Raw genomic sequence first — 19,804 nt, 5'->3', positions numbered from 1 at the left:
TGACCTTTGCTACTGCGGCAAACCGACCGCCGGTTGCAAAATAAAGCTGAGGCATGTCGAACCAACGCCGTCACACACGTCAGAACGGACCAGGCAACAACCAGGTGATCGACTGTCCAGCCCGCCCCGCCTTCGGCTCGCGCCGGGGCGATTCTTTGCGTTGGAATCCGGCGATGAGATATTCTCTCGGGTCAAACATCTGGGAACCTTTGGTCAGCCGCCACGTCCGATGACCATCCTTGCGGGGCAATTTTGGCGGCACAGGTGGCAATGCTCCTGATCGTATTCGCCAATGACCGATTGAAGCACGGCCTACGCGATGCCGCGTGGCCGGTGGCGACCAAGGCAGCACAGCCGGTCCGTTTGGCGGCGCCGGGAGATGACCTCGAGGGAATGAAAGCGATCTACTCTCCCTAGGCCGATCTGCGCCATGATGGCGCCTCGACGCTGTCGGCGGCAGGTTCTGACGCGACTGTCTGGCCGTCGTCGGCCGCCGGGTCATTAGCTGTCTGTTCGCCGTCGATGCGGTCGTGCTCGAACTGCCGGGCGTCGGGCAGGGGTTGCAACCAGTGCTCGCGACGACCGGTCCAGAGCTCATAGGCGGGCTCCAGCCCTTCGGTCGGCGCCAGATCGAGGCTGCCGATCATCACTTCGGCCTCATCGTCGCTGACCGAGGTGACGCGGCCACCGCAGGTCGGGCAAAAGCTCCTGCCGCCGTAAGTGTTGACGATGCCAGCCGTTTCAAGTGCTTCGAGCGGCCACACCGCAAAGGCCGAAAACGCCGATCCGCTGGTCTTGCGGCAGTCCTTGCAATGGCAAAGGCCGACCCGAAGCGGCTCACCCGTCACCGAAAACTGGACGCCGCCACACAGGCAGCTGCCGCTCCGGCGGATGTCATTGGACATGGCGGTTCCTCCCTCTTTGTGGCTCACATATTCAAAAGTGACCGACCACGGCGGTCTGACGCCTCGTGGCCACCGAATAATCCCGGACCAGAATCAATTCGCCTGAGGCGTAACGGTTCCACGGCGTATCGAATTGCGCATCGACGCCGGGCCGGCATGCCGATTTCGCAGCGCAGCCACAGGCCGCAAAGGTGACGCGATGGGTCAGTTCGGGAAATCGAAGGCCGGCTCCTGGCATCGGTAGACGCGGCATTGCCCGTCACGTGTTGGAACGGAGGCGGCGGTAGGCACCTCCGGCCAGTCGCATTCATTGCCGAATTGGCGGACATAGCGATCGTAGGTGTTCGCGCCGGTGGTCAGCACTGCCGAGCGATGGCTCTGGATCAGGGCCTGCGTCTGTTCGCAGGTCATCGTTCGCGTGTCCGGTCGGGCATAAGCCGCGGTTGCGGCAGCAAACAGGAGCGTTCCGGCTGTCAATGCGATTGGTCGAAATGGCACGGTGGATCCCCAAAAAAGCGGGCCGGCTAGTTCCTCGCCGCCATGTAGGCGTCGAGTTTCCGCCTCGACGGCCCATAGCGCTTGATGATGGTCTTGGCCTCGCTCGGCGGTATGCCATATTTTTTCGCGAAGGCGGCGACCTCGTAGGGCTCTTCACTTGATACCAGTTTTCGGTCTTCTTTGGTCTTCGATTTGTCGTCGGTCATGTGGATATCTCGCAGCTGTTCATTGCAGGAATGTCGACCTGCGAGCCCAAACGCCTGATGATCGCGGTCTTGACAGTCCGCGACCTAAAACCAGCGGCGCTCCGGCTCGGAACTCTTGGCAATAGCGATGCCGAGGAGAATGCCAAGCATGCCGCCAAGCACCAGCGCCGATGATATTGTACCGGGGTTCTGCTGAACCGTATCCGAGACGGTGTGCGCCTGGCTGCGCAATTGCTGGGTTGCGCGCGACGCCTTGTCGGCCGCACTCTCGTACCAGCCTTGCGCTGTCTCGGCAGCCTCTTCGGCTCGCTCGGCAAGGGTGCGATTGATCTTCGTGATTTCGCGGCGAAGCTCGGCGATCTGTTTCTTCATCGCCTCCTGGGCATCGTCCGACGCCTTCGAGGCGCCTGCGGAGTTGTCGGCCATTGTTTTCTCCTTGTGGTGTCAGGTGGGAACGGTCGCCGGCGCGCTGGGTTCCCTAAAAGACAGCCAAGTATTTCAGCAGCGAGATGATGCCGATGATGATGACGATGATCTGGGCGATTTGTCTTGTGCGGCCATCAAGCGGCAGGCGCTGGACGAGATAGAGAACGAGGATGATTACCAGGAAGGTGATCAGGATGCCGATAAGAACCGATGAAGCCATGTCCCTCACTCCGTTGGCTGTTTTGAAAAACACATCAAGTACGCTGCAGCAAACGAAGCACCGCTGGATTGGTTCCTCTCAAGCCTGATAGCAGCGCTGTTCGACGCCAACGCCTGATGGAGCAAAAGGCCCCGGAGCCAAATGCTCCGGCGGCCTCCAGCAACAGCCTGCATGTTACTTGCCGCAGTTATTGTCGTTGACCGTCGGCGACACCGTGCCCGGTGAGGCGTGGTTCGCGTCGGCCTGTGCGCCCTGCGGGCTCGAAGCACAATTCTCGTCGGGGGTGGAATTCATGGCATCGGGCACCACAATTATGCTGTTGGTGGCGCCAGGATCGATGGCATTCGGATCGTCGGGATCGGGGGTGACGACAACGGATTTGCCGCTGCCGCGGTCGGAAGCAGCACCGTCTGCATTCTGGGCCATGGCGGACGTGGCCAGGCCGGTTGCGAGAAGGGAGGCTGCGAGGATTTTCGTAAACATGGTTGTCTCCGTTTGTCACCATTTTTTCGATTGTCGCCGCATTTGCGACTGAGGGGACAACAGCTCGCCCCGGTGAAGGTTCCGACAAAAATCGAGCAGCGACGACCCTCGTGGTTAACAACGCCGAAGTGTCTGTGGCCTGCGATTTGCGCCAGCGTCCAAGAGGGAAGTTTTCGCAAGGGCCGATGTGGAGAAGGTGAAGACGAACCAACCCTCGATGAAGAATTAACCTTCCATCGAGGAACGTTGCAGCAGTTCATCCGTTACGGATCATGGAACACCCCTTCAATGATATTCCCATTGAGAGCGCCAATGGCGACATTCGCGTTGTTTCAAACCTCCTGCAGATCACCGATGCGTTGACCGATGGCAGATGGCCATCCGACGGTCCCATGTTTCTCGCGGCGCTGGCAGCACTGGTGGAAGCCAGGATGGGGCGGGGCAGCTCACGAGACGTTCAAAGAGCCTTCATATCCGCGGCGATGGAGGCAGACGTTCTTCCCGCCAGCTTCATGAAGAGCTGATCTCCCTTTGCAGAATGGCATCGGGGAACTGCCGGGCACGCGGGAAGCAGGTGTTTGACAGCCTTTGCAACCGGTTCAGTGCCGACCTTGGCGCGAGCTTGCGATGATCCTGCTCAAGTCAAAGCTTGCCTGGTCCAAAGCCCCAAAGCAGCGCAACAGCAGGACGGACGGGATGGCCTCGGACAACGGACCCCACCACGGCAGTGTCCGAGAGCCCTGAGGTTCATTCAAGGCCTGGTAGTTGTAGTCGTGCATGACCCTCGCAAAGAGGAGGTCAGCGGTGACGATTTCGGACTGTACCTGATCGAGCTCGTGCATTTTTCCTGTCGCTTTGGCCTATTCGCCCGCCCAGTCTGGCACATCAACCTTCGGCGACGGGCGAAGGTTCCGGAATCCCTGCACTGCATTCAGTCCCTCTCCCAGCTCTCATGGAACAATTCGCCGGCATTTTGCTTGAGTCCGTGGATCCGCGCGAACCTCGCGCACTCCCGGGAGTAGCCGAAATGAAAACGATCGCTGGACTGTACGACACCTACGGCGACGCCGAACTCGCGGTTCGCAGGCTTGAGGATGGCGGCATTTCGCCGGACGACATCAGCATCATCGCTCCGGACGGTTCCGAGCGCAGCGGCAGTCCAGCCGCCACGGGTGTCGGAATCGGCGCCGCGGTCGGCGGTATCGGCGGTTTTTTGGCCGGTATCGGCGCGGTCACAGTTCCGGGCCTCGGTCCGGTCGTTGGAGCCGGATGGCTCGTCTCGACCCTGACAGGCGCCGCAGCGGGCGGGGTGGCCGGGGGCGTGCTGGAGGCCTTTACCGATGCGGGCATCGATGAAGCCGATGCCCATGTCTACGCCGAGCACGTCAGAGGTGGTGGGACGATGGTCATGGCCCGGGTTGGCGAGGCGCAGGAGGCGGCGGCGACCGCGATATTGAGACGATCAGCAACGCACGCTCGTCGCAGCGAAACCGAAACCTCGGGCTGGTCAAGCGACGAGGAAATTCCATTGGCCGACGAAGCAAGGGACGACGCGCTAATCCGCAAAGGCGTCGATCCGTTCGTGACCCCGAATTTTCCGCGCTAACGGCGCGATCGGGTAATTTCCTTGTTCCATTCTTGCCTGTGATCGCTGGGTACCTCCAGGCGGTCAAAGGGGTCGAAAGGCCCATTCGCCCGCTGGCTCCGGCCAGCGGGCTTTTTTGTTATTGCCTGCCTTCCTCGGTCAAAGCATCATCGAGCGGAACAGGAACGCCGTTCCCGAGTTCATATGCTGATCAACAGGCGGAGGAACGCGCTGTTACAACAGCGCGACAGCGCCAACCGGCAGAGGAAAACACCATGGGTCTCGGCACCATTCTCATCATCATTCTGGTCATTGCCTTGCTGGGCGGGTTCAGCGGCTTCGGCGGCGGGCCGTTCTACGGCACCGGCTACTATGGCGGCGGTGGCCTCGGCCTGGTGCTGCTCATCGTCATTATCCTGGTCGTTCTCGGGCGCATCTAGCGCCACGCACAGCAATTGTATGGCCCGCCGCTCTTCAGGGAGCGGCGGGCTTTTTGTCAGAATGTTAAACGCGCCAACGGGCCGGGCGCTTTCCGGAGATTGTCATGATCCGCAAGCTCGACCTCAGGAGCGGCCGGCCAGTCTGGTTCGCCTACAGGGCTCCTGCGGTGCCGGTCGAAAAACTCAATAGAGACGTGAAAACCGACGTTCTGATCGTCGGCATGGGCATCAGTGGCGCCATGATGGCCGATGCACTGACACGCGACGGCCATTCGGTGATCTCGATCGACCGTCGCGGTCCGCTGAAAGGCTCGACTGCGGCTACGACGGCGCTGGTGCAGTTTGAGATCGACCAGCCGCTGACAAAACTTTCGCGCCTGACCGGCCGGACTGCGGCCGAACAGGCGTGGCGTCGCTCGCGGCTTGCCGTCCTCAACCTTCGCGGGCGGATCGCCGAACTGGGCATCGACTGCGGCTTCACCGGCAGCCAGTCGCTCTATCTCGCCGGCAACGTGCTTGGACCTGCAGGTCTGCGCGGCGAAGCCGAGGCCCGCAGGCAGGCCGGCATCGGTGCAACCTACCTGACTCACGAGCCGCTGGCTGAAAAATTCGGTATCGACCGCGCCGCCGCCATTCTCAGCCATGACAATCTCGCGCTCGATCCGCGCAAGCTCACCGCCGGCTTGCTGCTGAAAGCGCTGGCGCGCAAGGCGCGGTTTTACGCGCCGGTCGAGGCGACCGCGATCGAGGACAGTCGTGACGAGGTTGTTGTGGGCACGAACCTCGGTCCGACGGTCACGGCAAAACATCTGGTGCTGGCGACCGGCTTCGAACTGACCGACATCGTGCCGGCGACCGCCCACCGCATCATCTCGACATGGGCCATCGCCACCCATCGGCAGCCGCGCAAGGTCTGGCCGGGCGGCGCCTTCATCTGGGAGGCGTCCGAACCCTATCTCTATATGCGCACAACAGCGGACGGCCGCGTCATCTGCGGCGGCGAGGACGAGGATTTCACCGACGAGGCCCGTCGCGACGCGCTGACGGCGGACAAGTCAGCCCATATTGCCGAAAAACTCGGGCAACTGTTCCCCCATCTCGATACCCGGCCCGAATTCACCTGGGCCGGCTCCTTCGGCACCACGACCACCGGTCTGCCCTATATCGGTGCGCTGCCCCGACGCCCACGCATTCATGCGGTGATGGGCTACGGTGGCAATGGCATCACCTTCTCGCAGATCGCCTCCGAAATCGTTTCCTCCGCGATTGGCGGCGTCGACGACACGGATGCGAAGCTTTTCGCCTTCGACCGTTAAGGGGTCGCGGGATCAGCAGCGACCTCCGGACGAGGGCCCTTTTCTCCGTCACTATGTCAAACTTGATAGACAGAATGGCGACCAAGCCTTTCTATCTGTCGCCGGGCTGTGGCGCGGGGTTGCGATGGGCCGCCGCTGACTGGCTGCCCGCCGCGCCGAAAGGTGCGGCGGGAACCGAAATCCCTCATGCGCATTTTAGCATTGGCTGCAATCCGTTAGAATTCGAGCGGGCGGGGGATACGTGAACATTATCCAACAAACGGGGGCCGGGGTTCCAGGGGTGCCCTCCGTCGATCTGATGCAGGCGATACCGGTCGCCGTCTACACCACGGACAGACAAGGCCGTATCACCTTCTTCAATGAAGCTGCAGCCGACCTCTGGGGGCATCGTCCGGTTATTGGTGAGGATCAGTGGTGCGGTTCCTGGAAGCTCCGTCATCTCGATGGCCGGGCGATGGCGCATGACGAATGTCCGATGGCGGTTGCCTTGCTCGAAGAGCGCGATGTTCGCTGGGGCCAGGCCATCGCCGAGCGGCCGGACGGTCAGCTCATCCCGTTCAGCGCCCATCCTGTCCTGCTTCGCGATGAGGCGGGTGGTATTGTCGGTGCAATCAACACCTTGCTCGATCTGCGCAGCCAGACGCAGGCCGACGAGGCCCGCATAAGGCTCTCCGCCATTGTCGAATCGTCGATGGATGCCATCATTTCGAAAGACTTGAACAGTATCATCACCAGCTGGAACGATGCGGCCGAACGCCTGTTCGGCTATACGCCAGCCGAAGCGATTGGCCGGCCGGTGACGATGCTCATTCCTTTCGACCATCTCGACGAGGAAGCCTTGATCATCAGTCGCATACGCATTGGTGAGCGCGTGCCGTCTTACGAGACGGTCCGCCTGCGCAAGGACGGCAGGCTCATCCCGGTATCATTGACCGTCTCGCCGATCCGCGACAGTATCGGCCGGATCATCGGCGCCTCCAAGATCGCGCGCGACATCAGCTCTCACAAGGAGAGCGAACGGCGCATCCGCCTGCTGATGCGCGAGGTCAACCATCGTGTGAAGAACCAGTACTCGGTCATCATCTCGATGATCCGCGAGACCAGCAAGCTGACCAGCACGCCAGAGGCTTTCCTCGGACAGGTGAGGGAGCGCATCATGGCGCTCTCACAATCCCACGACCTTCTCGTCAACGCCGAATGGCGCGGCGCAACGGTCAGCGAACTGGTCGAGGCGCAGATCAAGCCCTTCGCAATGCAGGCTCGCCTGTCGATGGCCGGACCGGTTGTCATGCTGCAGCCGAACGCCGTGCAGTATCTCGGCATTGCGTTCCACGAACTGGCCACCAATTCGGCGAAACACGGAGCCCTGTCCCGCCATGGCGGGCAGGTCGAAATAGAATGGGCGGTGACCACTGCCGCGGGCGACGAGATCTTTCGCCTGGTTTGGCGGGAGCATGGTGGGCCGATTGTGGACGAGGTCACACGTCGTGGGTTTGGATCGGTCGTCCTCAAACGGGTCGCACCCCAGGCACTCAGCGGCAGCGGACGGCTGGAGTTTGATAGGGAAGGCGTTGTCTGGACGCTCGAAGCGCCGTTGCGCTTCGTCCAGACCTCGCTCGCCGATGTTATGGCCGAGTGAACGAGCCCTCGTGCCCGTGCGCGGTTCTCTTTGAATTGCGCGGCTCTCTTTGAATTTGGTCTCTGTCGCAGCAAAGATACAGGTAGCGACCGCCTCCGAAGCGGGTGACGATTCGGGCTTTTTCCTTCCAGTATGTCAAACTTTAATGACACCCCCGCAACCGGGTGCGATCAGCGGATGAGCACTCGCGACGGCCAGTTCTTCCATGCCCTCACTGGCCGTTCGAAGGGCCCGCTGCCTCGGGGGGAGGCGGCGGGCTTTTCGGCGCGACCTATTGCACCTGGTCCGACTGACGTAGGCCGAACGGAATAGCCCTGTCCTCGGTGGTGTCGACGCTACCGTTCCCGGACAGCGCGTGTTGGGTCTCCGGTAGCAAACTGAACGTCGCCATGTCGATGGAGACCAGGCTGTCCAATTCCATGACCGCCCCATAAAGTTGGGCCGCCTGTAAGACAAGGTGTTCGATGTCTTCCAGCGCGACGTTTTCGTCGAGATTTCGAAGCCGCACATCCTCGGCCACCGCAGCGATATTGACGATTCCACGGGAGCCTCGTGCGGCCTGGACCTGAGAGTATACGTCGGCAAGCAGATGATCCGAGTATTTGTATCGCATGGAAAACCTCCCTTTCAGGAACGGTTTGTCCCTCACGATTCAGCATGCGCCTCGCGTTTTCCCATGGCAAGAGCTATTTCTTATATTAACAAATAAAATCAATTAGTTAGCAGAATTTGTTGGTCACGCAATCAACGCTTGATCTTCATCGTTGGCAATGTACGCCGGTCACCCATCAGTCGGGCTTGACGTCGAGTGCGGCTTATCCTAATTTTACTGGTAGTGAGACACATACTAACTCACCGTACTTTTGGTCTTGGAGGCTGGAGGCACAGATGGCCGAACTGGAACGACCCGAACGACTGCAGATCATGCTGACCGCCGATGAGTTGACGGCGCTGGAAAACTGGCGGTTCGACAAGCGCATGCCGAGCCGGTCGGCAGCCGTCAGGGAACTGCTGCGGCGTGGCCTCGATGCCGACGGGTTCCTGACGGCAGGAGCAGGGGCCAAGTCGCAGGATTTTGGAATTCTGACCAACGTTGCGAACGGCGACGGTGTTGCCGACGGATCGTCCGGCAGCGACTAGCCGCCAGTCGCCATGCCGCCATCGGTGTTTACGCCTGCATGGCGGAAAAAATGCGCGCTCGCCTTGGCGTCGTGATGCCACCCCTGTCAGGTCTTGCCTCTCGCACTTCCGTTTGACCTCTGGCCGCATTTCCCGCCAGTTCGTCTCTAACTTTCATCAATCGACCGGCAAGTCCGTAACCAAGCCAGCAGGTGCACTTTAATTAGCTGCAACTAAAATTATCAATCCTTGTTGCTTCTCCATGCATTCCGGAGATCCGGCTTGCTTCAGGCAAACCCAGGGAGAGCATCATGAACATCGTGAACAAGATTGCCAGGACACTGGCGGCCAGTGCCATTCTGGCCGGTCTTGGCATGCCCGCAAGTGCGCAAGGAATTGGCGTCGGCGCAGGCGCGTCCGTTGGCGGCAGCGGCGGTGTCAACGCCGGTGCTGGCGCCTCCATTGGCGGCGCAGGTGGCGTCAATGCCGGCCTCGGTGCGACAGTCGGCGGTGCGGGTGGCGTTGGTGTCGGTGCCGGTGTTGGTATCGGCAATGGCGTCGCCGCGGGCGTCGGCGTCGGTATTGGAACCAACCCGGCCAACCCGGCGAATCCGGCCGCCGATCCGGCACTGCCGAGCGTCATTGCCGGCATGTCGAACAGCCAGTTGGCGAAAATGAAGCTGCGTTGCGTCGATATCCTGAACTCAGGCAGCTACGACAGCGATCTGCGCGCGTTGTGCCTGCTGATCAAGACGGCCAACCGTTAAGGCCATAGCTAGATGGAAGTGCCGCAAAGGCACTTTCCCGATCACTGCAAGGCCCGCTCCGGTTCGCCGGGGCGGGCCTTTTGCGTTTCTGGGATATTTCGCCATCGACGCTTTCGCTTTGCCGGCGGCTTGCCAAAGGTCGCGAGGAAATGCTTGCTGGGACAGGTCCTGCTGCGGCCGGGACGGGCAAGCTTGAACAGGACTTTTTGTGTATGACTTTGATGGGCGCGGCGGCACTGCTTATCCTTGTCTTGACCTATGCCGGCGTTGCCATTGGCAGGATACCTGGACTGCGCCTCGACCGGGCAGGCATTGCACTGCTCGGCGGTGCGGCGATGATCGCCATCGGCGCGCTCGGCATGGAGGACGCCTACCGCGCCATCAGTTTCGACACCATCACGCTTCTGCTCGGCATGATGATCGTGGTGGCGCACCTGAAAGTGTCGGGCGCTTTCCGCGCGCTCGGCGGCTACGCCATCGAGCACGCGCATGCGCCCTTCATGCTGCTGGTGATGGTGACGCTGTTGACCGGCGTTCTGTCCGCCTTCCTGGTCAACGACGCCATCTGCCTGGTCATGGCGCCGATCGTCGTCCACGTTACCCGCGTCATCAACCGCAACCCGATCCCCTATCTGATCGCCACCGCCACGGCGTCCAACTGCGGCAGCGTCGCCACCATCACCGGCAACCCGCAAAACATGGTCATCGGCGCGCTGTCGGGGATTTCCTATCCGGCCTTCTCGGCGGCGCTCGCCCCGGTCGCGCTGTTCGGCCTCGTCGCCGTCATCGTCATCGTCCGCATCGTCTACAGGGCCGAATTCGAGCGGAAGGCGGAACTCAGCCCCGAAGTCTATCGCGGCCGCATGCTGCCGGGGCAGGTGTTGAAGGCAGTGGTGGTCTGCATCGGGCTGGCGATAGCTTTCTTCGCCGGGGTATCAGTCGCCAAGGCGGCTCTCATCGGCGGCGCCATTCTTCTCGTTACCCGTGCCATCAAGCCGGCGCGCATCTATCGCGAGATCGACGGCCCGCTGCTGTTCATGTTCGCCGGCCTGTTCATCGTCGTTGCCGGTGCCGAAAAGAGGCTGCTCACCCCCGACATCATTGCCTCGGCGAAAAGCCTCGGACTGGACGATGTCTGGCGCCTCTCCGGTTTCACCGCGGTGCTGTCCAACATCATGAGCAATGTGCCGGCCGTGCTGGCGCTCAGGCCGTTCATCCCGGGCCTGGAGAACCCGGATCGCGCCTGGCTGGTCGTCGCCATGAGCTCGACCCTGGCCGGCAATTTCACGCTGCTGGGGTCCGTTGCCAACCTGATCGTTGCCGAGCAGGCGCGGCGCGCCGGCACGGTTCTCAGTTTCGGTGCGTTCTTCAGGGTTGGGCTGCCGTTGACGCTGATCACGCTTGTCGCTGGGACGGCTTGGTTGGCGCTCGGGTTCTAACTGTTGCGGACCGCTGCAGCATCCCTACGAAGCCGTAGTCAGTCCCTGCTCAGGGATCTCGCCCGAACAAGCGTGGCAGCAGCATGCCCGGCCGCCTCGATATAATCGGGGTTGCGGTGGATCAGCATGATCGAGAAGGCGCCGTCCATCAGCAGGACGATTTCGCGCGCCAGAATCTGCGGCTCGCCTATGCCTCGGCCCAATAGTTCCGCAACCAGCCATGTCTCGAATTTCGCCTTGTGCCGCGACCCGGCCCTGACCGCCGGGTGTCCAGGCATGGCGGCGAGTTCCGCCGCTGTCCGCAGGAAACCGCAGCCTTTCCACCTGGGATGGCGTGCCACACGCGCCAGATTGGTGAAGATCGCCTCGACCTTGCGGTCCGCACCTCCTTCGGCGGCATCGAACCAGCCGGCCATCTGCTTCAGATTGGGCTGATCGCGGCCATCGAGATAGGCGGCGATCAGGTCGTCCTTGCTCTTGAAATGATAGTAGAGCGTCCGCTTGGTCAGCCCCGCTTTTTCGGCGACGGCGTCGACGCTGACGCGGCCTATCCCTTCGGCATAAAAGAGCTTCGTGGCGGCATCGACGATGCGTTTGCGGGTGGGGCTGGTTGCCTCAGGCATGGCGCTATGTATACCGACTAGTGAATATACAAGCAATCGAAAGCCTGATCCTTTCCCGCCACGCAAGCTGGAAAGGAAGCCAAATGACCGATCCTGTTCTGACCGAGACCCGCGATGGCATCGCCATCCTCACCCTCAATCGCCCCGAAAAACTCAATGCGCTGAACTACGCGCTGATCGACCGGCTACTGGCGATCCTCGACGCCGTCGAGATTGATGGTTCTGTCCGCGCGGTCATTCTCACTGGCGCGGGCGAGCGGGCGTTCTCGGCGGGTGGCGACATCCACGAATTCTCGGCAAGCGTGGCGCATGGCGCCGATGTCGCCCTGCGCGACTTCGTCATGCGCGGCCAGCGACTGACGGCGAGGCTGGAAGCCTTCCGCAAACCCGTTATCGCCGCCGTCAACGGCCTTGCCTTTGGCGGCGGTTGCGAAATCACCGAGGCGGTGCCGCTTGCCATTGCCAGCGAACGCGCCTTGTTCGCCAAGCCCGAAATCAACCTCGCAATGCCCCCAACCTTCGGCGGCACGCAGCGCCTGCCGAGGTTGGCCGGGCGCAAGCGGGCGCTCGAACTGCTGCTGACCGGTGAGACGTTCTCGCCGCAACGCGCGCTCGAGCTCGGCCTCGTCAACCAGGTGGTGCCGCATGGCGACCTGATGCCGGCTGCACTTGATCTCGCTCAGCGCATTTCCCGGCATTCGCAGCTGGCGGTCGCCAGTATCCTCACCGCGGTGGCGCGCGGCCTCAACCAGAGTATTGCGGAAGGCTTGCTGGTCGAGGCCGAACAGTTCGCCCGCATGGTCCCGACCGCTGATCTGCGCGAGGGGCTGGATGCCTGGATCGCCCGCCGAGCGCCAAGCTATGGCGGTTCGTGGACGCACATCACCCGGCCGGACGAAGCACGGCGAGCGTCGCTGGAGCAAGACCGGCTTGCCGACCGGGATCAAGGGGCCGCCGTCGCCGCCACATGGCCTTCTATGTCTGGATGGAAGCGACCCTCCAAATAGGCGCGGGGAGGGTAGACCTGATTTTCCTAAGCCTAGGCGCTAGAACTACTCGCTTGCGCCATGGCGACCGACGGCTCCACCTTAGGCGCTATTCGCAGCCGTATTGTCGGCGGTTGGCAAAGGAGGCATCTATGGTCGCTCTCGCTCGCAGGCCCTGGGTTCCATCGCATTGCGACGAGTTTGCCCAGCAGATGGCGCAGAAGACGAGCGGTCAGAAGACCAATGCCGTCATGGCGGCAATCGACAGTGGCATCGAGCTGAACCGTTCGATCCACGAGGCCGACTGCATCAACCTCAACCCGGCGACCAATGTGATGAACCCGAAGGCAGAGGCGGCGCTTGCTTCCGGCCTGGGGTCGCGCCCGTCGCTTGGTTATCCCGGCGACAAGTATGAAATGGGATTGGAGGGTATCGAGCAGATCGAGGTGATCGCGGCGGAACTCGCGGCCGAAGTTTTTGGTGCCAGCTATGCCGAGATCCGGGTCCCATCCGGCGCGATCGCCAACCTTTATGCCTTCATGGCTGCAGCCCGGTCAGGCGACAGCATCATTGTCCCTTCGCCGGCAATCGGGGGCCATGTAACCCACCATATGGCCGGCTGCGCCGGGCTCTATGGGCTCGATATCCACACCGCTCCGGTTGATGCCGACGGCTACACCGTCGACATCGGCAAATTGCGCGACCTGGCCAGATCGATAAGGCCGAAGATGATAACCATCGGCAGCAGCCTCAACCTGCTGCCCCATCCCATTCGCGAGATCAGGGCAATCGCCGACGAGGTCGGCGCGCTGGTTCTGTTCGACGCGGCGCATCTGTGCGGCATGATTGCCGGGCACGCCTGGCAGCAGCCGCTGGAGGAGGGCGCTCATCTCATGACCATGAGCACCTACAAGAGCCTTGGCGGTCCCGCGTCCGGGCTGATCGTCACCAACGATGCCGCCATCGCCGAAAAGCTCGACAGGATTGCATTTCCCGGCATGACGGCCAATTTCGATGCCGCCAAGTCGGCAGCGCTGGCCATCACCCTTCTCGACTGGAAAGATCACGGCAAGGCCTACGCCGCGACGATGGCTCGAACCGCAAAGGCGCTGGCGGACGGTCTTGCCGATCGCGGCCTGCCGGTGTTTGCGACCGGCAAGGGCTACACGACATCCCACCAGTTCGCCATCAAGGCGGCCGAGTTCGGTGGCGGCCAGGCGGCGGCAAGGAAGTTGCGGCTGGCCAACATTCTGACCTGCGGCATCGGCTTGCCCATAGACGCGGTTGACGGCGACATGAACGGGTTGCGCCTCGGTACGCCCGAGATCGTCCGCTGGGGCATGACCGAAGACGACATGCCGGAACTCGCGGCTCTCATTGCCAGGGGGCTGCGCGGCAATGATGCCAGCGAACAGGTCGCGGCAGATGTCACGGCATTCCGGCGCCGGTTCAACAAACTTCATTTTGTGAACTGACGCCTGAAGCGGCGGGAAAAAAGCCCGTCTTTCTCTAAAAACAGGGGAATAAAATGCGCATGATCGTGCAGATGATGACTGCTGCCCTTATGACAGCTGCTGCTGTCGGCGCTGCGAGGGCGGATATTGTGTTCGGCGTCGCAGGCCCGATGTCGGGGCCGAACGCCGCTTACGGAGAACAGTACCGCGTCGGTGTCGAAACCGCGGTCGAACGCATCAACGCCAATGGCGGCGTTCTCGGGCAGAAGCTTGCCGTGTCGGTCGGTGACGATGTCTCCGATCCAAAACAGGGCGTTTCGGTCGCCAACAAATTCGTCGCCGATGGCGTACATTATGTCGTCGGGCACTATAATTCGGGCGTCACCATTCCCGCTTCCGAGGTCTATGCGGAGAACGGCGTTCTGTTCGTCACGCCGACGGCCACCAACCCGATGGTAACGGAGCGCGGCCTGTGGAACGCTTTCAGGGCGTGCGGGCGCGACGATCAGCAGGGCTCGATCGCCGCCAAATTCATTCTCGACCGTTTCAAGGACAAGAAGATCGCAATCGTCGACGACAAGTCGACCGCGGGCAAAGGCTTGGCCGACGAAATGGCCAAGGCCTACAACGTCGGCGGCGGCAAGGAAGTTCTCCATGAGGAGGTGAACCCGGGCGAGAAGGACTACAGCCCGCTCGTCGCAAAGATCAAGGAATCGGGAGCCGACCTCGTCTACTATGGCGGTCAGCATACAGAGGCCGGCCTTATCGTGCGTCAGATGCACGATCAGGGCGTCACCACGATCCTGATGGGCGGCGACGGCATCTCCAACAGCGAATTCGGCGCCATCGGCGGTGATGCCGCCGCTGGAACCTTGATGACGTCGTTCCCCGACCCGGCAACATTTGCGGAAGCCAAGGACGCGGTTGCGGACCTGAAGGCCAAAAATGTGCCCACCGAAGCGGTGACCCTCTATGCCTACGCCGCAACGCAGATTCTTGCCGAGGCCATCAGCAAAGCCAAGGCCGATGATCCCAAGGCTGCTGCCGTCTACCTTCACTCCGGCGCCGGCATCTCGAGCGTGCTCGGTTCGATCTCCTATGACGACAAGGGGGATATCAAGCAGCCGGGGTTCGTCGTATTTGAGTGGCAGAAGGTCGACGGCAAACTGACACCGGTCGCCCTCAAATAGAAACATCGCGTCGGCGGCCGCACACCGGTCGCCGACGTTTTCCGGGAACGTCGGACGATGGCCGTAAATCCGCCGCGACCTCGAATGCCGCCTCTCAACACTTTGCGCGCCTTTGAGGCTGCAGCTCGCCATGAGAGCTTTGCCAAGGCCGCGGACGAACTCGGCGTTACCCCGGCGGCGGTGTCACACCAGATCAAGGCCCTCGAAGCGTGGCTTGGCTCCCCGCTTTTTGTCCGCCACGCTCAGGGGCTGCATTTGACCGAGGCTGGACGCGCGGCCCTTCCGGCTTTCTCCACCGCATTCGACGCCATGGGCCTTGCCGTCCAGGAACTGCGCATCTGGGCTCCGAGACCGCAGGTCAGCATCGCTGCCTTGCCATCGATCGCCCAGCTGTGGCTGGCTCCGCGTCTGCCGGCGCTTCGCGCCGCCCTTCCGGCCCTGCGGCCATCCATCCATGCACTGGAGGAGCCACCTGATTTCAGGCGGGAGCCGTTTGACCTCGCTATTTTCCTGACGCGGCACCGGGCGAACGGCAGCCGCTCGTTCAAGCTGTGCGACGACGTCATATTTCCAGTCTGTACCCCTGCCTTGGCGGAACAGTTGAAAACACCCACGGATCTCGCCTCGCAGCTTCTGCTATGGGACACCACGTGGACCGGCGACTGGAACCTGTGGTTCGAAAGTGTTGGCGTGAAAGGCCCGTCGATCGAATCCGGCTCCGAGTTTTCGCTCTACAGCATGGCGCTGCAGGCCGCCATCGACGGCGCCGGTGTGCTGATGGGGCATGAAGCCTTGGTGTCGCGTGCGCTCGCCGCCGGTTCTTTGGTGGCGCCGTTCCCGGAGCGGCGCGTCCCGAGCGGCCTCAGTCTCGAAGTGCTCGCTCCCGATCGGCCGCCTGCCCAGGCGGCACAAATGATCGAGTGGCTGCTTTCGCAAGCCTAGCGGTCACCGTGGTTTCAACTCCATGCCTGTCGCAAACAGCAGTCGGCGGCGTTGCTTCGCCGCCGATCCGTTCCGGCTCACCCCGTCTCAAGGTGTCACCGTCACACGGCCCTTCATGTTCGGATGGAAGCGGCAGAAATAGTCGACCGCTTCCGCCGTTTGCAGCGTCAGGCTTGCCGATGCTTTCGGTGGGATCATCACTTCCCAGCCGCCCTTCACAGTCGCCGTGTGGGCGAACACGTCCTTGTTCACCCACTCGATCGTGTCGCCGACCTTCGCCTCGACAGTCGCTGGCGAGAACACCAGTTTGTCGATCGTCACCACGATGGTTTCGGCCCGTACCGGCGAGGCACCGATCGTCAGCAGCAATGCAAGCAACAGATGTCGTTTCGACATGGTCTGTCCTTACTTCAGCGTGCCGGCGACATGTTCGGCGTGCTGTTGATGGCCCTGGAATATCTTCAGGCCGGTCTCAAGCAGGCTCTTCAGTTCGGCATTCTCCGCCGAGGGGATCAGCAGGGTTTCGAGCGCGCCATTGACCTGCTTGTGATAGGCGATCTCGTTGTCGACATAGGCCTTGTCGAAAGCAGCGCCGTCGAGCTTGGCGAGCTTGGCCCGTTCATCGGCGGCAGCCTTGGTAAGCGCCTGGCTGGTGGCGTTGTCCTCGGGTGTGACGTTGAGCTTCTTGACCAGGTCGAGCGCCTGCACGTTCACCGCTTGGTGGTCGCGCACCATGTCATTGGCAAAGTCCACGACTTCCTTGGTTTTCGATTTCTCGATCGCCAGCTTGGCCGCTTCCACGTCGATCACTCCGGCCGTGTAGGCGATATGGGCAATCTGCGGGTCGGTCGGCTTGTCGGCGGCTTGTGCAAACGGGGCGGCGCCGAGCAACAGCAGCGCGGCCAACGTGGCAGTGTATCTGATGGACATGACATCTCCTTCGCCCGAGTGCGGGGCACCGGGCATCGTTTTCAGTTGACGGTCATTGGATGCGGGGCGGCGGTAAACGTTCCCGCGAAATCGGCGAAATCAGCTTTCCAGGCCAAGCCGTTTCATCACCGCTTCGGTCAGCCTTTCGCAGCGCCGTCCGGCAAAGGGGAAAGCGTCGAGCAGCACCGGGCCGATCTGGTCGTCCAGCGCCTTGCGCACAAGCACGCGGGCGCGGTGCAGCCGGGTCTTGACGGTTTCGGGGCGCACGCCGAGCAAATCAGAGGTTTCCTCGGTGCTCAGCCCCTCGATGACGCGCGCCACGAACACAGTCCGATAGACATCGGGAAGATTGTCGGTCGCCCGTTCGACAAGCCAAAGGATCTGCCGTTGCGCCATCGTCCGCTCCGGATCGTCGCTTGGGTTGAGGGGAAACGGGATGATCTCGGCTTGCGGTGCGTCCGGCATGGCGACCGCCACCGTGCGCCGCTTTTTGCGCAGGCGGCCGAGCGCCTCGTTGATGACGATGCGCGACAGCCATGTGGCGAGCGAGGATTCGCCGCGAAAGGCGTCGAGATGGGCAAAGGCCCTGACATAGGCCTCCTGGACGATGTCCTCGGCCTCGCTGTCGTTGCGCACGACGCCGCGCGCAATACGGTAGAGCCGCTGGTTGTGGGTCTCCATGATCGTGCGGAAGGCATTGCCCTCGCGCGCCAGCGCACGGCGCACCAACTGCATGTCGCCGGTGGCGAGGGGCATTGCCGTCAAGACAGCAGGCATGGCCAATTTCCTCAATCCGATCTCCTGACCGGAACCCCCCGATCAAGACATTGGACGGCATTGTCGGCAAAAGGTTCCCGAAGATTTTTCAGGGGTCCGACGGCGACTACCGTACCGCTTCCGCCGATGGCTTGTCAGCAGCTTGCGCGCGGTTTCCCGAATCGGCTTGGCAGGTCCCCGCCTGTTCAGGCGGCCGCTGCTGCGGCAAGCCCGCGCGACAGATCGGCTTTAAGATCCTCGACATCCTCGAGCCCGATCTGCAGGCGGATCAGCGGACCGTCATAAGGACCCTTGGCGACGACGCGGTCCTTAAGCGAGACCGGCACGGCAAGGCTCTCATAGCCGCCCCAGGAATAGCCGAGGCCGAAGATCTTGAGCGCGTCGAGGAAGGCGTGCTGCTGCTTCTGAGTGCCGCCCTTGAGCGCGATCGAGAAGATGCCGCTCGAGCCGCAGAAATCGCGCTTCCAGAGTGCGTGGTTGGGGTGGCTGGGTAGCGCTGGGTGCAGCACGCGCGCCACGCCCGGCTGACCCTCCAGCCAGCCGGCGATATCAAGCGCGCTGCGCTGATGATGCTCCAGCCGCACGCCCATGGTGCGCAGGCCGCGCAGCACCTGGTAGACATCGTCGGGTCCCGCGCAGCAGCCAAGCGTGCAGAAGCTCTCGTAGAGTTGTTTCCAGCAGCCCTCATTGGCCGACACGGTGCCGAGCAGCACGTCGGAATGTCCGGCCGGATATTTCGTCGCCGCGTGGATCGAGATGTCGACGCCATGGTCGAGCGGCTTGAAATAGAGCGGCGTCGCCCAGGTGTTGTCCATCATCACGATCGCGCCTGCGGCACGCGCCGCCTTGGCGATGGCCGGTATGTCCTGCACCTCGAACGTGTTGGAGGCCGGCGATTCGGTGAACACCACCCTGGTGTTGGGCTTGATCAGCGCCGCGATGCCGGCGCCGACATGCGGATCATAATATTCAACCGTGACGCCGAGGCGCTTCAGCATCGTGTCGGCGAAATTGCGGGTTGGGTGATAGACCGAATCGACGATCAGGACATGGTCGCCCGCCGACAGGAAGGCCAGCAGCGGCACCGTCACCGCCGCAAGTCCGGACGGCACCACGATCGTGCCGGCCGAGCCTTCCAGCGCGTCGATGGCGTGGGCCAGCGCGTCGGTGGTCGGCGTGCCGCGCGTGCCATAGGTGTATTTCTGGTTGCGCGCCGCCATCGAGGCCGCGTCACGAAAGAGCACAGTCGAGGCATGCACCACAGGCGGATTGACGAAGCCGAAATAGTCGTGCGGATTGTTGCCTGAATGGGTAAGCCGCGTGTTGATGCCCATGCCGCTGCCGTCTTTTGCCATTATCTCTTCGCCCTGTGGTGAGGCGCTAGCCATAGTGCGGCGGCATTGGCCGCGCAACCGCCGGGCACTCGCCAGGCAACTGACTTCGGATGTGCCAATTTTGAGCGCGCTGCCGGACGACTTGAGAATCGGCACCGATTTTCGCTGGGGATCATGCGCAGAATCAAAGCGCTGCAGGTGCCCGGTGTCGCCAACCTGCACCCCGCCAGACACCGGACTTCGGCCGCAAGTCTGCTGGTCGAGCCAAAGGACAGGCCCCTGCCAATTCATCATGACAAAAGGCAGTAACGCAGAGTAATGCCGAGGTCGGATTTCACAGCCGCGGCCGGAACTTGCGCTGATCGGACGTTGCCAATTTTGTTTGCGCGGCTTGCTAATTTCCTGGCGCTCTTGTCTGCAATTCAGGCATTTGCGGCAATTGGTTTTCAAACTCTTTCGGTTTCGGTCATTTCCCTTGACCTCACAGGAATAATCGCCTTCGATGCAGTTCGTGAATGGGAGGCA

Annotated in this window: 24 protein-coding genes; 12 read left to right on the top strand and 12 right to left on the bottom strand. The window is 62.0% G+C overall.

Features of this window, described 5'->3' with window-relative positions; translation table 11 throughout:
• Nucleotides 1-413: 413 nt before the first annotated feature.
• The 6 genes from LHFGNBLO_RS27085 to LHFGNBLO_RS27060 form a co-directional block, all read right to left on the bottom strand.
• Nucleotides 414-905 (bottom strand): GFA family protein, encoded by a 492-nt coding sequence (locus LHFGNBLO_RS27085; RefSeq protein ID WP_258602346.1) that lies wholly within the window; start codon nt 903-905, stop codon nt 414-416.
• 204 nt (nt 906-1,109) lie between these two features.
• On the bottom strand, nt 1,110-1,403 hold the full coding sequence (locus LHFGNBLO_RS27080; RefSeq protein WP_258602345.1) for a hypothetical protein: 294 nt from the start codon (nt 1,401-1,403) through the stop codon (nt 1,110-1,112).
• Nucleotides 1,404-1,429: 26 nt separating this feature from the next.
• The gene (locus LHFGNBLO_RS27075; RefSeq protein ID WP_258602344.1) at nt 1,430-1,609 is read right to left on the bottom strand and encodes a DUF3606 domain-containing protein; all 180 of its coding nucleotides are present in this window, start codon (nt 1,607-1,609) and stop codon (nt 1,430-1,432) included.
• An 84-nt stretch (nt 1,610-1,693) separates the two neighbouring features.
• A complete protein-coding gene (locus tag LHFGNBLO_RS27070; protein ID WP_258602343.1) occupies nt 1,694-2,035 on the bottom strand; it encodes a hypothetical protein in 342 nt (113 codons plus the stop codon).
• 52 nt (nt 2,036-2,087) lie between these two features.
• The gene (locus LHFGNBLO_RS27065; RefSeq protein ID WP_258602342.1) at nt 2,088-2,255 is read right to left on the bottom strand and encodes a Thivi_2564 family membrane protein; all 168 of its coding nucleotides are present in this window, start codon (nt 2,253-2,255) and stop codon (nt 2,088-2,090) included.
• Between the two features lie 174 nt (nt 2,256-2,429).
• Nucleotides 2,430-2,738 (bottom strand): hypothetical protein, encoded by a 309-nt coding sequence (locus tag LHFGNBLO_RS27060; RefSeq protein WP_258602341.1) that lies wholly within the window; start codon nt 2,736-2,738, stop codon nt 2,430-2,432.
• Between the two features lie 272 nt (nt 2,739-3,010).
• Between LHFGNBLO_RS27060 and LHFGNBLO_RS27055 the strand changes: the two genes are divergently transcribed.
• The 5 genes from LHFGNBLO_RS27055 to LHFGNBLO_RS27035 all read left to right on the top strand — a co-directional run bounded on the left by LHFGNBLO_RS27055 (nt 3,011) and on the right by LHFGNBLO_RS27035 (nt 7,718).
• The gene (locus LHFGNBLO_RS27055) at nt 3,011-3,262 is read left to right on the top strand and encodes a DUF982 domain-containing protein (protein WP_258602340.1); all 252 of its coding nucleotides are present in this window, start codon (nt 3,011-3,013) and stop codon (nt 3,260-3,262) included.
• A 503-nt stretch (nt 3,263-3,765) separates the two neighbouring features.
• Nucleotides 3,766-4,344, top strand: a complete 579-nt coding sequence (locus LHFGNBLO_RS27050) for a hypothetical protein (protein ID WP_258602339.1) — start codon at nt 3,766-3,768, stop codon at nt 4,342-4,344.
• Between the two features lie 254 nt (nt 4,345-4,598).
• A complete protein-coding gene (locus LHFGNBLO_RS27045) occupies nt 4,599-4,763 on the top strand; it encodes a DUF3309 family protein (protein ID WP_258602338.1) in 165 nt (54 codons plus the stop codon).
• 104 nt (nt 4,764-4,867) lie between these two features.
• Nucleotides 4,868-6,079: an NAD(P)/FAD-dependent oxidoreductase gene (locus LHFGNBLO_RS27040; RefSeq protein ID WP_258602337.1), complete on the top strand. Its 1,212-nt coding sequence runs from the start codon at nt 4,868-4,870 to the stop codon at nt 6,077-6,079.
• 280 nt (nt 6,080-6,359) lie between these two features.
• A complete protein-coding gene (locus LHFGNBLO_RS27035) occupies nt 6,360-7,718 on the top strand; it encodes a sensor histidine kinase (protein WP_258602336.1) in 1,359 nt (452 codons plus the stop codon).
• A 271-nt stretch (nt 7,719-7,989) separates the two neighbouring features.
• On the opposite strand, the gene LHFGNBLO_RS27030 is transcribed toward LHFGNBLO_RS27035, so the two are convergent.
• Nucleotides 7,990-8,331, bottom strand: a complete 342-nt coding sequence (locus tag LHFGNBLO_RS27030) for a hypothetical protein (protein ID WP_258602335.1) — start codon at nt 8,329-8,331, stop codon at nt 7,990-7,992.
• A 275-nt stretch (nt 8,332-8,606) separates the two neighbouring features.
• Between LHFGNBLO_RS27030 and LHFGNBLO_RS27025 the strand changes: the two genes are divergently transcribed.
• The 3 genes from LHFGNBLO_RS27025 (at nt 8,607) to LHFGNBLO_RS27015 (ending at nt 11,043) form a co-directional block, all read left to right on the top strand.
• Nucleotides 8,607-8,858, top strand: coding sequence for a hypothetical protein (locus tag LHFGNBLO_RS27025; RefSeq protein WP_258602334.1), 252 nt, complete (start codon nt 8,607-8,609; stop codon nt 8,856-8,858).
• A gap of 290 nt (nt 8,859-9,148) precedes the next feature.
• On the top strand, nt 9,149-9,604 hold the full coding sequence (locus LHFGNBLO_RS27020) for a hypothetical protein (RefSeq protein ID WP_258602333.1): 456 nt from the start codon (nt 9,149-9,151) through the stop codon (nt 9,602-9,604).
• A 212-nt stretch (nt 9,605-9,816) separates the two neighbouring features.
• Nucleotides 9,817-11,043: an anion transporter gene (locus tag LHFGNBLO_RS27015; RefSeq protein ID WP_258602332.1), complete on the top strand. Its 1,227-nt coding sequence runs from the start codon at nt 9,817-9,819 to the stop codon at nt 11,041-11,043.
• Between the two features lie 38 nt (nt 11,044-11,081).
• Here the strand turns inward: LHFGNBLO_RS27015 and LHFGNBLO_RS27010 are convergent, their stop codons facing one another.
• Nucleotides 11,082-11,666, bottom strand: coding sequence for a TetR/AcrR family transcriptional regulator (locus LHFGNBLO_RS27010; protein WP_258602331.1), 585 nt, complete (start codon nt 11,664-11,666; stop codon nt 11,082-11,084).
• 83 nt (nt 11,667-11,749) lie between these two features.
• Here LHFGNBLO_RS27010 and LHFGNBLO_RS27005 point away from each other — a divergent pair, with 83 nt between their 5' ends.
• The 4 genes from LHFGNBLO_RS27005 (at nt 11,750) to LHFGNBLO_RS26990 (ending at nt 16,238) form a co-directional block, all read left to right on the top strand.
• Nucleotides 11,750-12,673: a crotonase/enoyl-CoA hydratase family protein gene (locus LHFGNBLO_RS27005; protein WP_258602330.1), complete on the top strand. Its 924-nt coding sequence runs from the start codon at nt 11,750-11,752 to the stop codon at nt 12,671-12,673.
• Nucleotides 12,674-12,804: 131 nt separating this feature from the next.
• Complete coding sequence (glyA, locus tag LHFGNBLO_RS27000; RefSeq protein WP_258602329.1) at nt 12,805-14,127, top strand: serine hydroxymethyltransferase; 1,323 nt, start codon at nt 12,805-12,807, stop codon at nt 14,125-14,127.
• 53 nt (nt 14,128-14,180) lie between these two features.
• A complete protein-coding gene (locus LHFGNBLO_RS26995; protein WP_413774649.1) occupies nt 14,181-15,296 on the top strand; it encodes a branched-chain amino acid ABC transporter substrate-binding protein in 1,116 nt (371 codons plus the stop codon).
• A gap of 84 nt (nt 15,297-15,380) precedes the next feature.
• Entirely contained in the window at nt 15,381-16,238 is an 858-nt protein-coding gene (locus LHFGNBLO_RS26990; protein WP_258602328.1) for a LysR family transcriptional regulator, read from the top strand.
• An 87-nt stretch (nt 16,239-16,325) separates the two neighbouring features.
• Here LHFGNBLO_RS26990 and LHFGNBLO_RS26985 read toward each other — a convergent pair whose 3' ends face one another.
• The 4 genes from LHFGNBLO_RS26985 to LHFGNBLO_RS26970 form a co-directional block, all read right to left on the bottom strand.
• A complete protein-coding gene (locus LHFGNBLO_RS26985) occupies nt 16,326-16,634 on the bottom strand; it encodes a cupredoxin family copper-binding protein (protein WP_258602327.1) in 309 nt (102 codons plus the stop codon).
• A 9-nt stretch (nt 16,635-16,643) separates the two neighbouring features.
• Nucleotides 16,644-17,168 (bottom strand): DUF4142 domain-containing protein, encoded by a 525-nt coding sequence (locus tag LHFGNBLO_RS26980; protein ID WP_258602326.1) that lies wholly within the window; start codon nt 17,166-17,168, stop codon nt 16,644-16,646.
• 99 nt (nt 17,169-17,267) lie between these two features.
• Nucleotides 17,268-17,945 (bottom strand): RNA polymerase sigma factor, encoded by a 678-nt coding sequence (locus LHFGNBLO_RS26975; protein WP_258602325.1) that lies wholly within the window; start codon nt 17,943-17,945, stop codon nt 17,268-17,270.
• 185 nt (nt 17,946-18,130) lie between these two features.
• On the bottom strand, nt 18,131-19,300 hold the full coding sequence (locus LHFGNBLO_RS26970; RefSeq protein ID WP_258602324.1) for a cystathionine beta-lyase: 1,170 nt from the start codon (nt 19,298-19,300) through the stop codon (nt 18,131-18,133).
• Nucleotides 19,301-19,804: the final 504 nt, after the last annotated feature.

The sequence above is a fragment of the Mesorhizobium sp. AR10 genome, from assembly GCF_024746795.1.
GTDB lineage: Bacteria > Pseudomonadota > Alphaproteobacteria > Rhizobiales > Rhizobiaceae > Mesorhizobium.
This window is presented reverse-complemented; position numbering and strand designations above follow the sequence as displayed.